Origin of the sequence: Solibacillus sp. FSL W7-1436 (assembly GCF_038007305.1) — a bacterium.
In the GTDB taxonomy this organism is placed as follows: Bacteria; Bacillota; Bacilli; order Bacillales_A; family Planococcaceae; genus Solibacillus.
Map to the genome: position 1 here is coordinate 1,688,341 of NZ_JBBOWV010000001.1, position 15,704 is coordinate 1,704,044.

At 41.7% G+C, this 15,704-nt stretch carries 13 protein-coding genes; all 13 read left to right on the top strand.

Annotated elements, in window-relative coordinates; translation table 11 throughout:
• Window positions 1–365: 365 nt before the first annotated feature.
• Window positions 366–548, top strand: coding sequence for an amino acid transporter (locus tag MKX73_RS08475; RefSeq protein ID WP_340717057.1), 183 nt, complete (start codon window positions 366–368; stop codon window positions 546–548).
• A gap of 163 nt (window positions 549–711) precedes the next feature.
• Window positions 712–3,843: a BTAD domain-containing putative transcriptional regulator gene (locus MKX73_RS08480; RefSeq protein ID WP_340717058.1), complete on the top strand. Its 3,132-nt coding sequence runs from the start codon at window positions 712–714 to the stop codon at window positions 3,841–3,843.
• A gap of 78 nt (window positions 3,844–3,921) precedes the next feature.
• Window positions 3,922–4,206, top strand: coding sequence for a hypothetical protein (locus MKX73_RS08485; RefSeq protein ID WP_340717059.1), 285 nt, complete (start codon window positions 3,922–3,924; stop codon window positions 4,204–4,206).
• A gap of 284 nt (window positions 4,207–4,490) precedes the next feature.
• A complete protein-coding gene (locus MKX73_RS08490; protein WP_340717060.1) occupies window positions 4,491–5,744 on the top strand; it encodes a substrate-binding domain-containing protein in 1,254 nt (417 codons plus the stop codon).
• Between the two features lie 112 nt (window positions 5,745–5,856).
• Window positions 5,857–6,615: an ABC transporter ATP-binding protein gene (locus MKX73_RS08495; RefSeq protein ID WP_340718870.1), complete on the top strand. Its 759-nt coding sequence runs from the start codon at window positions 5,857–5,859 to the stop codon at window positions 6,613–6,615.
• Window positions 6,608–7,315 carry an ABC transporter ATP-binding protein gene (locus tag MKX73_RS08500; RefSeq protein WP_340717061.1) on the top strand — a complete coding sequence of 236 codons (708 nt, stop codon included), beginning with the start codon at window positions 6,608–6,610 and terminating at the stop codon, window positions 7,313–7,315. The genes MKX73_RS08495 and MKX73_RS08500 overlap by 8 nt, the downstream gene beginning before the upstream one ends.
• A 13-nt stretch (window positions 7,316–7,328) precedes the next feature.
• Entirely contained in the window at window positions 7,329–8,192 is an 864-nt protein-coding gene (locus tag MKX73_RS08505; RefSeq protein WP_191701282.1) for a branched-chain amino acid ABC transporter permease, read from the top strand.
• Window positions 8,193–8,196: 4 nt separating this feature from the next.
• Entirely contained in the window at window positions 8,197–9,222 is a 1,026-nt protein-coding gene (locus tag MKX73_RS08510) for a branched-chain amino acid ABC transporter permease (RefSeq protein WP_340717062.1), read from the top strand.
• A complete protein-coding gene (locus tag MKX73_RS08515) occupies window positions 9,219–10,223 on the top strand; it encodes a 3-oxoacyl-ACP synthase (RefSeq protein ID WP_340717063.1) in 1,005 nt (334 codons plus the stop codon). The genes MKX73_RS08510 and MKX73_RS08515 overlap by 4 nt, the downstream gene beginning before the upstream one ends.
• Before the next feature lie 2 nt (window positions 10,224–10,225).
• Window positions 10,226–11,125 (top strand): intracellular short-chain-length polyhydroxyalkanoate depolymerase, encoded by a 900-nt coding sequence (phaZ, locus tag MKX73_RS08520; RefSeq protein ID WP_340717064.1) that lies wholly within the window; start codon window positions 10,226–10,228, stop codon window positions 11,123–11,125.
• Window positions 11,126–11,141: 16 nt separating this feature from the next.
• Window positions 11,142–11,873 carry a 3-oxoacyl-ACP reductase FabG gene (fabG, locus tag MKX73_RS08525; RefSeq protein ID WP_340717065.1) on the top strand — a complete coding sequence of 244 codons (732 nt, stop codon included), beginning with the start codon at window positions 11,142–11,144 and terminating at the stop codon, window positions 11,871–11,873.
• Between the two features lie 15 nt (window positions 11,874–11,888).
• Complete coding sequence (locus tag MKX73_RS08530) at window positions 11,889–13,367, top strand: class I adenylate-forming enzyme family protein (RefSeq protein ID WP_340717066.1); 1,479 nt, start codon at window positions 11,889–11,891, stop codon at window positions 13,365–13,367.
• 143 nt (window positions 13,368–13,510) lie between these two features.
• The gene (locus MKX73_RS08535) at window positions 13,511–15,613 is read left to right on the top strand and encodes an MMPL family transporter (RefSeq protein ID WP_340717067.1); all 2,103 of its coding nucleotides are present in this window, start codon (window positions 13,511–13,513) and stop codon (window positions 15,611–15,613) included.
• Window positions 15,614–15,704: the final 91 nt, after the last annotated feature.

The following is a 15,704-nucleotide window of genomic DNA, read 5'->3' on the forward strand; positions in this document are numbered from 1 at the left end:
CAATCTAGATCGTAGCAATCACTGTTATCTTCGTATAGGTAAGATACGTCATTTTCATCAGATGCAATGTAAGTATAGTTTGGCATGTGTATCAACTCCTTTTTATAATTATAAAATATTCAGAAAATTAAGTAAAGTATTTTTTTAAGGGCAACAGCACACCGGAATGGGGATAAACGCCTTGAAATCTATATTTAGAGACATTGGTTTCGCTTACATTTCTCTTAAATTACTTTAAAATTAATTCATTTTCATACAGGTTTTCATACATTATTGGTCGAACAGTTATAAGGTGAATTTTATAGCTTCTTTTGAAACTTTCTGTACCAAAGAGTAGTACATATAAAAATAAAGGGGGAATTTTGATGGAGAAAAAACCGTTCAACGATGCCGATGAGCATTATCAAAAGCATGTAGGTACCCCAGCATCTTATAGTATGAGACAGATGCCGAAGCCGATTCGGATAATTGGCTATTTTTTCTTCGGCTTCATGGCAATCGCTGCTGTTTTAATAATTCTACTAATACTGATGGATAAAATTCTCTAGTATAAACTAGAGGATTTTTTCTTTTCTTGAAAGTTATAATATTCAACGCGAAAGATTAATATACTATATATTAATCGTGTTTTATATAAATTCTGTATTTTAAAGAATAATTTTCTGCTTTATGATAATATGTTTGTAATTAATTACAGATGGGGTGGGAAGCATGGAGCAACATATTTTTGTCTCGAAACTTATACCTCCGACACCAGTCAATAACTATTTAAGAAGAGCAAAGTTAATGAAAAAGCTTTCAGATTGGCCACATGCAAAGTGCACCATTTTACATAGTAGCGCAGGTTACGGGAAAACATCGCTTATTAGTCAGTTTTTAAACGATCAGAAAACAAAATCCTCCTGGTATCAGATTACGCCGGATGATGACTCGATATTTCCGTTTTTACGGCATTTTATCTATAGTATTCAACAGCATTTCCCGTCGTTCGGCGAAAGATTAAAAGGCTGGGATGAGACGTTAAAGTTTCATAATATGGAAGAGCTGCTGCAGCTTTCAAAGCAGATCGCCAATGAACTGCACCATATAAAAGAGCCTTTTTTAATTGTGCTGGACGATTATCATCATGTATCACACGTGTTTCCGATCAACTACATTATGAATCAGCTGCTTCAATTTTTGCCTGCCAACCTCCATATCATTGTCGCAACAAGGAAAATGCCTGAATGGAGCTGTTTGTTGATGCTTCGTATGAATAATCAGCTGATAGAATGTTTAGAGCCGGAATTTACTTTCGCGGAAGAAGATGTCCAGTATTTATTCGAAGCTTTTTTTGACCGGCAAATTACGGACGAACAAAGCGAATTTATTATGCAAATGACTGAAGGCTGGGCGATGGCGGTCATGCTGCTTGGCTATAAAGCGAAATATAGTCAGGAACAGCTTATCGATATCGCGGAAGGGGCGGTCGGGAATTTCTTTGCTTACCTTTCCGCGGAAGTATTCGATAAGCTTGATGAGCAACTGCAGCTGCAGCTTTTAAAGTTAGGTATTCATCAAGTAATTTCTCTTGAAGTCATTACAGAGCTGTACGGGGTGGAATGGATCCAGCAAGTGAAGCCGAAATTGGATGAGCTTGCGTTTATAACACCATTGGCAGGGGGAACAAAATACCGGTTCCATGCACTGTTCCAACAGTTTTTACAGCAAAGGCTGAGCGAATATTATCCGGACCTGCATGAGGAATTCCATGAACAGGCTGCCCGGTATTATGCCGATCAAAACTTAGGTGTATTGGCTGTCACACATGCGACCCAGCTGAAAAACAACCGGTACTATATCGAGTTGCTGATGCAATTTGCACAACAGTTTATTGAAGCGGGGCAATTTGAATTTTTACTCGAACGGCTGAAAGATTTTTCAATTGAAGAAAAACCTTATCAGCTTCTTTATTATGAAGGGGAATGCCAGCGTTACCGTGCGCAATATGAACGGGCAAAAAATGCGTACAATGAATGCTTTATAAAAGCGCAGCTGCAACAGGACCGGTTATTTTTAATGCGTTCGCAGTTTGGGCTGGCCAATATTTATTTGGATACACTTCAGCCGGTTTTTGCGGAACATCATTTACAGCAGGCGATTAGCTTCCTGAATGAAGTGAATGTCAGCGATACGGAACGGCATCTTATTAATAGTTTATATACCGAAAACCTCATTAATTTAGGGAAAGCGGGGGAGGCGCTGCGCTGGAGCCAGTCGCAAAACCTGCAGCTAAGCATCAATAATATCGATGCGCGTCTTTATTTGCGCCACGGTCAGCTGGACAAAGCGAAAGAATTGCTGAATGCACGTGTGTCAAAGCCGTTCCAATGGGAAGAAGCGCACCGTACGACCGATTTACTGCTCGTTTTGATCGATGTATTAATGGGTGAAAACACGCAAGCGTATAGCCGAATAATAGAAGGCGGAAAAGAAGAGCTCGTTGATATGCCGTATACACTTGCCCTGACAAAGCTGCGCAAAGGGCTGGCACTGCTAAATATGGAGAGGAAAGATTTCGAACGTGCGAAAGGCTGTTTTGATGAGACACTTGAGCTCCTCAATCTCATTCATGTAAAACGCATTACTGCCGAGTGTTATATGGGGCTTATTTTATATCACCGCGACAATGTGTTTGAGGCGAAGCGCCATGCACAAATCGGACTGAGGGAAACAAACAAAGTACAGGATTTCTGGATGTCGGCATTGCTGTTGACGGCTTTGACGAAAGTACTGGCAGAAAACAGCCATTTTGACGAAGCGATTGATACGGCAAAACAGGCATTATCCTATTATGAGCGCAGTGAGGATACGTACGGTCAGATGATCTGTTCCTTTTGGCTGGCGTATTGCTTTGCCAATTCAGCTGATCAAGAGCCTGCGTTAACATATCATCGTCGCTTTTGGGAATTATGTGTGAATGACTATCCGTTTTTCATGGAGAAGAAGACCCTTTTCGGACCGCGCTATTTAATTGTATTTGTTCAACTCGCAAAACAGCTGCAGCAGGAGGCGCTCGTATTTAGCCAGTTGAATATAATTGCAGCGCCAAGTACTGAGCTATCATTGACGTTGTTCGGGCCTGTGCAAATTTACCGTGAGAATGAAATGATTCAGGATAAAGAGTGGAAACGACTGAAAGCAAAGGAACTGTTTTTATATTTATATATTCACCGCGATCAGTTTGTATCACGCCAGCAAATTTGCGATGCTATTTGGCAGCAGGATGAAGAAGCGATGCAGCGTGATTTCAAAGTTGTTTTTAATGCGATGTTAAAAGCGTTGGAGCCGACTAGATCGGCACGTGAGGAAAGCAATTTTATTAAGCGCCATCAGCATTTATATAAATTGGAAGATCGCTGGGCTCACAGTGACGTTGCCCATTTTACGTATTATGTGCAGCGCGGACTGGAAGAAAAAACCGCCAAGCTTTCAAACGAATGGCTGAAACTGGCGATGCGGCTTGTAGATGGCCCGTTCTGTTCTGACATGGAACGGGAATGGCTTGAACCTGTTCAGGCGCATTATAATGAACAAATACTCCTCATCTTGGAGCGTGTCGCCCAAAATTACGTTCGCCTGCAGCAGTTTGAGAAGGTGATCCGGTGGGCAGACCGTATTATTGCAATGGATGACGGGCACGAAGAAGGCTACCGGCTGCTCATGCTTGCCCATTACTATTTAGGAAACCGCCGGGAAGCGATCAAACATTATGAGCGCTGTGTCGATGTACTGGACGACCAATATAAAATCACACCGATGGAACCGACCGAGCGACTGTATGAGCTTGTTTTGAAAATGTGAATAGATTGCTTGGGGGCTATGTTGAAGATTTAACTTCGACATAGCTTTTTTTAATGGGGGAGAGTCTATTGCGGGCGGGTGATTAGAGCATTTGAGCAAGGATTTCCTGTAATAGGGGCGGAAGAAGTCCTTGCCGCGATTTTATTAGAAAAAATGAGTGGTTTATTAGAACATTTAAGCGCGTTATTAGAAGAAGTTGGAGCGATATTAGAAGAACTGGAGCGGATATTAGAAAAAGGTTGGAATGGCATTAAAATGGAGCAGATTTTGCCTGTATTGGAATTGGATAAAAGTCTTACCGTAATTTTATTAGAACAATTGAACAGTTTATTAGAAGAAGCCGGCAGGATATTAGAAGATTGAGCAACGATATTAGAACATTTCGAAGTGATATTAGAACAACCGCACGATATATTAGAAGATCGCAATTATATTAGAACAAATCAATTTTTATTAGAAGAAAACAGTTTTTATTAGAAGAAATAAACTCTCGCTGAAATAAACCGGCTTTTATCAGCTCACAAACCCCCGGCAATCCGTGCTTCCCGAAAGCCCCCTCCTCAAATGTAACTCATTTGTAACTTCGCGATGTTACATTACGGTTAAGCAGATAGCTATGCTGAAAAATTTGCTAGGAGGGACATTGAATGAAAAAGCGTTTATGGTTAATTTTTGCGGTATTATCGATTTTCTTATTGGTTGCATGTAACAGTGATTCAACAGACGGCGATGATTCATCAACTACAAATTCAGCTGAGCAAGGTGAGAGCGGAACAACAGAAACAGCTGCATCAACAACTCCGGTTAAAGTCGGTGTACTTGCATCGTTGACGGGAGCTCTTGAATCATATGGTAAGCAGACGAAAAACGGATTCGAGTTGGGTCTTGAATATGCGACTGACGGTACGATGGAAGTGGAAGGACGTAAAATCGAAGTCGTTTGGGAAGATACAGAAACGAAACCCGAAGTAGCCGTTCAAAAGGCAACGAAGCTATTAGAGGATGACGCGGTTGATTTCTTAGTCGGTTCATCAAGTTCAGGTGACACATTGGCAGTACTTCCACTAGCAGAAGAATACGAGAAAATTATGATTGTAGAACCAGCAGTAGCGGACAGTATTACAGGTTCAGAATTTAACCCTTACATTTTCAGAACGGCGCGTAACTCTTCACAGGATGCATATGCAGCAGCAGCGGCGATCGCTGGAGAAGGTGTAAAAATTGCAACGTTCGCACCGGATTATTCATTCGGTTGGGATGGGGTATCGGCATTTAAAGCGGCAGCTGAAGGATTAGGTGCTGAGATTGTGTTAGAAGAATATGCAGATCCGGCTGCTACTGACTTTACGTCAAATTTGCAGAAAATTATTGATGCGAAACCGGACTTCTTATTTGTTGTATGGGCGGGGGCAAACTCTCCTTGGAATCAAATTGCAGATTTAAAACTTCAGGAAAAAGGGATTAAAATTTCAACGGGTGCACCGGATATTATTGCACTTCAATTTATGGAGCCATTAGTTGGTATGGAGGGCTTCTCTGTATATCATCATACACTACCGAAAAATGAAGTGAATGATTGGTTAGTAGAAGAGCATAAAGCACGATTCGATGGTGAAGTGCCGGATCTGTTTACACCGGGCGGATTTACAGCGGCCGTTGCGATTGTAGAAGCACTAAAAGCATCAGGTGGAGATGCGGACGGAAACACGTTGATTCCATTAATGGAAGGTATGTCATTTGAAACACCTAAAGGGACGATGACATTCCGTGAAGAAGATCACCAGGCATTACAGACAATGTACGCAATCCGCCTTGAAAAAGTAGCGGAATTTGATTATCCGGTACCAGTATTGCTACGTGAATTACTTCCAGAAGAAACGGAACCTCCTATTTTAAATTAGTAAATACGTGAGGCTGTCTAAAAAGTGTGGAACTTTCAAGACAGCCTTTTGTTATAAAGGTCTATATGAAATCATGCCGTAATAGAAATCAACAAAACGAGAGGGTGAGATGATGGAACCGATTTTAAAGACAAATAATTTATCGATTAAATTCGGCGAGCATAAAGCAGTGGACAGCATTAATTTTGAAATGACGGCAAAGCAGTTTAAATCAATTATTGGGCCAAACGGTGCGGGGAAAACAACATTCTTCAATTTAATTAGCGGTGAGCTCGAGCCGACTGAAGGAGAGGTGTTCTTTAAAGGACAGTCGCTTCAAAAGAAGTCATCGGTGGACCGGACACGATTAGGGATTGGAAGATCATTTCAGATTACGAATGTGTTTCCGAATTTAACGGTGCTGGAAAATGTGCGCCTTGCCGTGCAATCGAAACGAAAAGTGCGCTTCCATATGCTCAATCACTTTTTGAAATATAAAGACATTACGAATGAAGCGGTCGAAATTTTGGAACAAGTGCTATTAACCGACAAAATGCATCAGGTGGCGAACCAGCTTTCTCACGGTGAAAAAAGAAAACTGGAAATCGGAATGTTACTGGCACTTGATACTGAAATTTTACTATTGGATGAGCCGACAGCAGGCATGTCATTGGAGGAAGTACCGGCAATATTGGATGTGATTCGTTCAATCAAGGAGCGCGGCGATAAAACGATTTTATTGATCGAGCACAAAATGGATATGATTATCGACCTGTCCGACTCGATTATGGTGCTGTTCAACGGCGCGCTGTTAGCTGACGGGTCGCCTGAGGAAATTATGAACAATGAAACGGTACAACAAGCGTATTTAGGAGGCCTTGCATATGAATAATATTTTAGCGCTGGAGCGTGTGGAGACATTTATTTCACAATATCATATTTTGCAAGGTATCAATTTTGAAGCTAAAGCGGGAGAAGTATCGGTTTTACTAGGACGAAACGGCGCAGGAAAAACGACGACACTTCGCACGATAATGGGTTTAACCCCGGCATCGAAAGGAGCGGTTCATTTCGACGGGAAAGATATTACGAAAATGACGCCATATGATATTGCGAATAGTGGTATTGGCTATGTGCCGGAAGATCAGGGCATTTTCGGGCAGCTGACAGTAGAGGAAAACATGAAAGTGGCGATCCGGAAAGAAACGGACGCAACATTGCAAAAGCAGGCGTACATTTTAGAGTTGTTCCCGGATCTGAAAAAGTTCTGGAAAAAGCAAGGCGGCAATTTATCGGGTGGCCAAAAGCAAATGCTTGCAATGGCAAGGGCTTTTGTCAATGACAGTAAGCTGCTTTTAATCGATGAACCATCCAAAGGTCTTGCGCCAATTGTGATCGAGAAAGTAATGGAAGCAATTACTGAAATGAAAAAGCATACATCGATCGTCCTTGTCGAGCAGAACTTTATGATGGCGAGTAAAATCGGCGATACATTCACATTGATTGATGACGGGCGGACTGTGCAATCAGGGGAAATGCAAGGTTTAATCGAAGACGAACAGCTAAAGCGTAAATATTTGGGAATCGGATAAGGAGGGGAAGCGGATGGAACTAATAATCAGTTTAACGATAAATGGACTAGCGACAGGAATGCTCATTTTCTTACTGGCAGCCGGATTGACGCTTATATTCGGGTTAATGGATGTGCTGAACTTTGCGCATGGCGGACTGTTCGTATGGGGTGCCTATACAGGGGTGTTCACCTATTTATGGAGCAACAGTTTTATAGTCGGAATCGTTGTCGCCATTCTCACGGGTCTTGTTCTAGGGTTTATTACGGAAAAGCTTATTATTAAGCCGGTTTACGGAAATCACGTACAGCAGATTCTGATTACACTCGGGTTCATGCTCGTGCTGCAGGAAATGATCAAAGTCGTTTTCGGTCCAAACGGTGTACCTGTTAAAGTGCCTTCTTACTTGGCAGGCAGCTGGCAAATTGGCGATTTGACGATTATTAAATACCGGATTTTTATTATTGTTGTAGGTTTTGCTTTATTCGGTGTTCTTTATTTCATTTTAAATCGAACGAAAATCGGATTGGTCGTTCGGGCTGGTGTTATGAACCGCGAAATGACACAGGCACTGGGTATTAACATTAAACGCGTATTTTTACTTGTCTTTATGTGCGGTGCGGCATTGGCGGCATTAGGCGGAATGCTGATGGCTCCATATTCAGGGGTTGTGTATGCGGAGATGGGAATGGAATATGCGATTTTAGGATTTATCGTTGTAGTCATCGGAGGAATGGGAAGCTTCCAAGGTTCATTGATGGCAGCAATTTTAGTAGGGCTTGCCGGAAGCTTTATGGCATATTATGTGCCGTTTCTATCCGTTGCGGTCAATATGATTTTAATGGCAAGTGTTCTGATTTTCCGTCCACAAGGCTTATTCACAGTTGCGAAGGGGTGATTCTATGTTAAAACAGCCATTAATTTTATCAAAAACAAATATAGTGTATGCAGTCGTAGTAGGAATCATGGCCGTATTACCGTTTGTGCTGGATTCCCGGACGATGACGATTTTATTAACGCAGTTTTGTATTTTTGCAATACTCGCGATGAGTTACGATATTTTACTAGGTTACACGGGCATTATTTCTTTCGGTCATGCGATGTTTTTCGGAATCGGCGCGTATACGACAGCGATTATGCTGAGCGATTTCGGTCCGTCAATCGGTATGTTTGCTGCTTCAATTGTAGTAGGCATCGTGTTATCCGCAATTATTAGTGTAATAAGCGGCGCATTGACGCTCCGTTTGAAAAGTCACTTTTATGCAATGTTTACGTTAGCGATTTCAGGATTGTTTTTAGTGCTGGCGGAAAAATGGCGGACGGTTACGAAAGGGAATGACGGGTTTACATTCCGTGCACCGGAACTGTTTCGTGAGCGACTGTATTTTTACTTTTTAGTGCTCATTTGCCTCGTTGTCATTTTCATTTTACTGAAACGAATTGTTGCATCACCATTCGGGAAAGTGCTTGTTGCGATTCGTGAAAACGAGCAACGTACACGGTCGCTCGGCTTTAAAACGTTAGGCTATAAAATCATTGCTTCCGTTATTGCGGGTGCTGTAGCAAGTTTGGCAGGTTCGCTTTATGCGATATCGCTTCGTTTCGTCAATACGAGTGTTCTGACGATGGATATTACACTTGATGCACTGATGATGACGATCATCGGGGGAGTTGGCACATTAATCGGACCGATCATCGGGGCAGGTGTTATTGAATTTGCCCAGCATTATTTATCGGGTCTTGCAAGAGACTATCCTATTTTTGAACGATGGATTATTTTCTTCGGTATTCTGTACATTTTAGCCGTTATCTTCTTCCCGCGAGGCATCGTAGGTACAGTTTCCATGCGCTACCATGAGTGGAAGATGAAAAAGGGCCAAAAAACAAAGGCATCTGTAAAGCTTCGTGAAAAGGAGATACAGCGATGATCGGAATAACGGGATTAGGAATGTATTTACCTGAAGGAAGAATGACCGGTGCCCAAATTGCGGAAAAGGCAAATATCCCTGCAGCTGTCGTTGAAACGAAAATGGGCATTATTGAAAAAGTGGTTGCCGGTCCAAATGACCATCCAGTAGAAATGAGTGTAAAAGCGGCGAAGGAAGCGATTGCCGAAGCGCAAGTGGATGCAAAAGATATTGATGTCGTGATTTATATGGGAGAAGAGCATAAAGAGTACCCGTTATGGACAGCTGCCATCAAAATACAGGAGGAAATCGGGGCGGTGAACGCCTGGGCATTTGATGTCCAGCTTCGTTGCGGTACGGCAATTATGGCGATGAAAGTAGCGAAAAGCTTAATGCTGGCGGATGATTCCGTCAAGACCGTGCTGCTGGCTGGAGGGTACCGCAACCATGATTTTATCGACTATGAAAATGAGCGGACCCGTTTTATGTTCAATTTAAGTGCAGGTGCGGGCGCGATGATTTTACAGAAAAACGCGGGCGGACACGAAGTACTGGAAGCTTCAATCATTACAGACGGTTCATTTTCGGAAGATGTTGTTGTACCGGTTGGAGGCACAAAGGAACCGCTAACGGTGGACCATATTCGGGAAGGCCGTTATATATTGGATGTTCTTGATCCTGAAGGCATGAAGCTACGTTTGGAGCAGAAATCATTAAGCAATTTTTTAAAGGTAATTCGCCAATCGCTGCAGAAAAGTGGATATAGCGAAAATAATTTACAGTATGTTGCGATGCTCCATATGAAAAAGTCTGCACATGACTATGTATTAAAAGAGCTCGGCCTATCTGAAGGGAATTCGATTTATTTATCGCATTACGGGCATATCGGGCAAATTGATCAGATTTTATCTCTTTGTCTCGCGCGTAAGGAAGGGAAACTGCAGGAAGGGCAAATTGTTTCATTAGTGAGTGCAGGTATAGGCTACGCATGGGATGCTATTACAGTAAAGTGGGGGGCTTAATAATGAATCAGCTGGACGTTTTGGCAAAAGTGGAATTATCAAATGGTGAAACCTTATCATACCGGAAGCGGGAAGGTGGCGATGAACTTGTACTATTAGTTCACGGCAACATGACAAGTTCGAAGCATTGGGATTTGCTGATGGAATCAATGGATGAACGCTTCACCATATACGCGGTGGATATGCGCGGCTTTGGCGGATCGACGTACAATAAGCGGATTGCCTCGATCAAAGATTTCAGCGATGATATTAAGCTTTTCGTTGATGAGCTGGAGTTGAAGGACTTTACGATTATCGGCTGGTCGACAGGCGGTAATGTGGCGATGCAGTTTTGTGCGGATTACCCGGGCTACAGTAAAAAGCTCGTCTTATTTGCTTCCGGTTCAACACGCGGTTATCCGTTTTACAGCTCAAATGCAGACGGAACGCCGGATCTTACAAAGCGCATGGCGACAATCGAACAAATTGAGCAGGACCCTGTTAAAACAATCCCGATGCAGCAAATGTATGACACGAAAAACCGTGACGGGCTGAAGTTTGTATGGAACAGTGCGATTTATACGCAAAAACAGCCGGACGAGGCACGTTATGAGCAATATGTGGACGACATGCTGACACAGCGTAATTTGGCGGATGTGTACCATGCATTAAATACATTCAATATTAGTGCAATCGATAATGAAGTCGCAAAGGGAACAAATCAAGTGAAGGATATTCACATTCCGACATTTATTTTATACGGCGACCGTGACTTTGTAGTGAATGAGGCGATGACAACCGAAATTATCGAGGATTTTGAAGGTCGTGCTCAAATTATAAAACTGGCAAACTGCGGACATTCACCGCTAGTCGATTGCCTGGAAGAAACGACAGAGGCAATCGAGGAATTTATTTTATCTTAAAAGGGGTCGGGGCTATATGCGTTTGGAAAATAAAGTAGCAATTATTACAGGTGGTGCGGGCGGTATTGGTCTTGCAGCGGTAAAGCGTTTTTTGGAAGAAGGCGCAAAAGTGGCCATCGTAGACTATGACAAACAACAAGGCGAAAAAATTGAAGCAGAACTTGGTGAGAATGTCGCCTTCTTTGCAGTTGATGTATCGAAGCTGGCTGACGTAAAGGAAATGGTTGAACAGGTTGTTAATCGTTTCGGCAAAATCGATATTTTAATAAACAATGCAGGGATTACCCGTGATGCAACGCTTGTAAAAATGAGTGAGGAGGATTTTGAAAAGGTCATACAAATCAACTTAAATGGTGTCTATTACTGCACACAAGCGGTAGCTCCCCATATGATCGCACAAGGGTCAGGGAAAATTATCAGTACTTCATCGGTAAGCGGTGTATATGGTAATTTTGGTCAAACAAACTATGCTGCAACGAAAGCGGCCATTATCGGGATGACAAAAACTTGGGCAAAGGAGCTCGGACGTAAAGGAATCAATGTAAATGCTGTCGCTCCCGGATTTACCGCAACGCCAATGGTCGAAAAAATGCCGGAAAAAGTGCTCCAGCAAATGGAGGGCATTACAAGTTTGCGACGTTTGGGGCAACCGGAAGATATCGCGAATGCTTATTTATTTTTGGCATCGGATGAAGCGAGTTATATTACAGGTCATGTTCTGCAAGTTGATGGCGGCATTATGATGTAGAAGGTGGGATGGCTAATGCAACAGCTGGACTTTTGGATTGCGAAACGGGCGGGCCAAACACCGGATAAGACGGCTTTAATTCAAATAGAAACAGGTGAGACGTGGACATATAAAGAGCTGATGCAGCATGCGAACGGGTGGAGCAGTACTTTTTCCAAACAGCAGTTACAAAGGGGAGACCGTGTTGTAACGTTGATGGAAAATTCAATTGAAAGCTTTGCCATGTTAATTGCTTGTCGTTTAAATGAATTAATCTATGTTCCGCTGAATACAAAATTATCTATATCTGAATTACAGGTGGTTTTATCCGATTGTACACCTGCTTTATTAATTACTGATGATACGCATTGTGAACGCGCAATGCAGCTTTCGCCAGTCAAATTTTTAACATGCGGTAGCTCTGAATTAGTTGAGCCTACTACATATAAGTGGCGTGATGAACCCCAGCTTCCGTGGATGATTATTTACACAGGGGGGACGACCGGTAAACCAAAAGGAGTTGTCCTGTCATATGAAGCTGTCACTACGAATGCGGTGAATACCGTCATTAGCTGGGGATTAGACGATAAGGACTGCACACTGAATTATATGCCCCTTTTTCATACAGGAGGAATTAATGCACTTGCCTTGCCGATACTAATGGCAGGAGGGACAGTAGTAATCGGCCGTAAATTTGACCCGGAAAGAGCGGTTCGGGCCATTAATGAATTTAAAACGACGGTTTCATTGTTTGTACCGACAATGTACCAGTCGATTATTGAAACAGAGTATTTTAAACAGTCCAGTTTTCCGACAGTGAAAGTTTTTTTGTCGGGAGGTGCACCTTGTCCGAAGCCTATTTATGAATGTTTTCAAAAAAAGGGGCTGTTTTTTAAAGAAGGATACGGGTTAACTGAAGCGGGTCCGAATAACTTTTTCATTGATGCAGAAACAGCGATGAACAAAAAGGGTGCTATCGGAAAAAGTATGCTATTTAATGAAGTGAAAATTATCAATAAAGAAGGTCAGCGATGTGTAGAAGGTGAAGTCGGAGAACTTTGCTTAAAAGGCAGCCATATTTTTTCACACTACTGGAAAAATGAAGAGGCAACGAGCGAAACATTCGAGGATGGCTGGTTAAAGACAGGTGACTTGGCGAAGTTTGATAAAGACGGTGATTATTATATTGTCGGACGGAAAAAGGAAATGATTATAACGGGCGGAGAAAATGTGTATCCGCAAGAAGTCGAACAATGTTTAATCGCCCATGAAGCGGTACAGGAAGTATCGGTTATTGGTATTCCAAATGAAAAATGGGGCGAATGTGTTGTCGCGTTTGTCATTTCCGAAAATCCGTCCGTACAACTTCAATCGGAGCTTTTAAAATATTGTAAAGAGCATCTCGCCAATTACAAAGTGCCAAAGCAAATCTACTTTCTTCAGGAACTTCCAAAAACGGTCGTCGGTAAAATTGATAAAAAACAGCTGATGAATAGTGTATTAATAACGGAATAGAGAATATGTACCTGATAGTTGAGAGACCAAAATGTTGGAAAATGGACATTTTGGTCTTTTCTATTGAACTGGTTTACTGGAGAGTTTATATGAAGTTCATATAGCTCCTTTATAATGCAGAGGTGTTAAAAAGGAGGATATCGATGAACAAGTTTTTAAATCCAATTACAGATTGGGTATCAACAAAACGCGGTGCCTGGATTACACTCATTGTCTGGCTTGTGTTGATGATTGGCTTAAGCGCCGGTCCAATGCTAAGTGAATATAAAGTGACAAACTTCCAGTCACTGCCGGATGATGCACAATCAATTATCGCTGAAAATAAGTTAAGCGAATACTTCCCGAATGATGAAGGAACACCAGGTATATTGGTCTTCCATAATGAAAACGGGGAAATTAATGTCGACAGTGTAAAAGAAATTTTAAATGCAATGATTGCGGAAAACATTGAAGGTGTTGACCAGATTGTCGACATTTCGAACTTGCCGCCACAAGCTTTAGCAGGATTCACGTCGGAAGATAAGACGACGATGATCGTGCCAATGACACTTGAGCAAGGTCTTGGAAATTCGGCCTATGCGGAAATTAACGATTTTGCAACTGAAATCGGAAATGAAGCTGCTGAAAAAACAGGGGATACGCAGTTCTATATTACCGGTCCAGCCGGGATTGCCGGGGATACTGTAAAACTGTTTGAACAAGCGGACTTACAGCTATTATTTGCGACAATCGGGATTATTTTAGTGCTATTAATCATTATTTACCGTTCTCCACTTTTAGCGATTATTCCATTATTGGCAACAGTAATAGTTTATCAAGTAGTCAATCAGTCAGTTGCTTTAATGGGGGCAGCAGGTTTAGAAATTAATAACTCTACAACATCGATTATGAGTATTTTATTATTCGCTGCAGTAATCGATTACTCATTATTCGTATTCTCGCGTTATCGTGAAGAACTGAATCATTACGAAAACAAATATGAAGCAATGAAATATGCGATGCGTGCAACTGGTGAGCCGGTATTCTTTGCGGGTGGAACAGTGTTGGCTGCAATGCTTGTACTATTCTTCGCAGATTTCCGTGACTACCAAAACTTCGCACCAATCTTTGGTACAGCAGTATTTGTTATTATGTTAGGTTCAATTACATTAGTTCCGGCGTTATTCGCACTATTTGGCCGTAAAGCATTCTGGCCGAAAGTACCGAAATTCGGCGAGACAAAAGAAGTAAAACATGGTATTTGGGGAGCAATTGCCAAGTTTGTCGTAAACAGACCTTATTTATCAGGTGGATTAGTCCTGATTTTCATGATTATTACTTCATTGAATGTGTTCAATCTGGATTATGAATTTGATACGGTAAAATCATTCCCTGAAGAATTGCCTTCACGTGTCGGCTATGAAATCGTCGAGTCACGCTTTGATAAAGGGGAACTTGCACCGACTTCACTGTTAATCGAAAGTGAGCAGGCATTAACAGAACAGCAGAAGCAAGATTTAACGGAAGCGTTATTAGCTGAAGATGAAATTGCGTCTGTTCGTCCATCAGCTGTTTCGGAAGATGAAACGAAACTTAAATTATCAATGGCTTTTGATTTGAATCCATATGATCCGGAAGCAATCGATAAGCTTGAAGAAATGCGTGAAAACAGCGCGGAGTATTTAGCGGCAGCAGATATTGCCGGTGAGCTGCACTTTGCGGGAACAACAGCTAAACTGCTGGATGAACGCGATGTAAACAACGGTGATATTATTAAAATTGTTATTTTAGAAACGATTTTAATTTTAGTATTATTGTTTGTGTTAACAAAGTCTTGGAAAATGCCGATTTACATGATGGCAACAATTTTAGTGTCGTATTTATCGGCATTGGGATTAGGTTTATTTTTAGTTGATGTATTATTTGGCTACGATGCAATCAGTACACGTGTACCTGTCTATGCATTTATATTCCTCGTTGCGCTGGGTATTGACTACAACATTATTTTAGTGTCCCGATTCCTAGAAGAACGCAAACGTGCAACAGTAAAACAGGCACTGGAAATTGCTATCCGTAATACAGGTGGTGTAATTTCGTCAGCAGGTATCATACTTGCAGCAACTTTCGCGGCATTAATGACAATGCCGATTGCCGATCTGTTCGTATTTGGCTTTATCGTTGCAGTTGGTATTCTTATAGATACATTCCTAGTACGTGGTATGTTATTACCGATGCTCATATTAACATTTGAAAAAGACAAGAAGTAATGGTTAGATGAGGAGACATCGAGTAATTCGATGTCTCTTTTTATGGATAGAATGAAAGTAAATAATAAAATAGAACTTCAATTATTAAAGG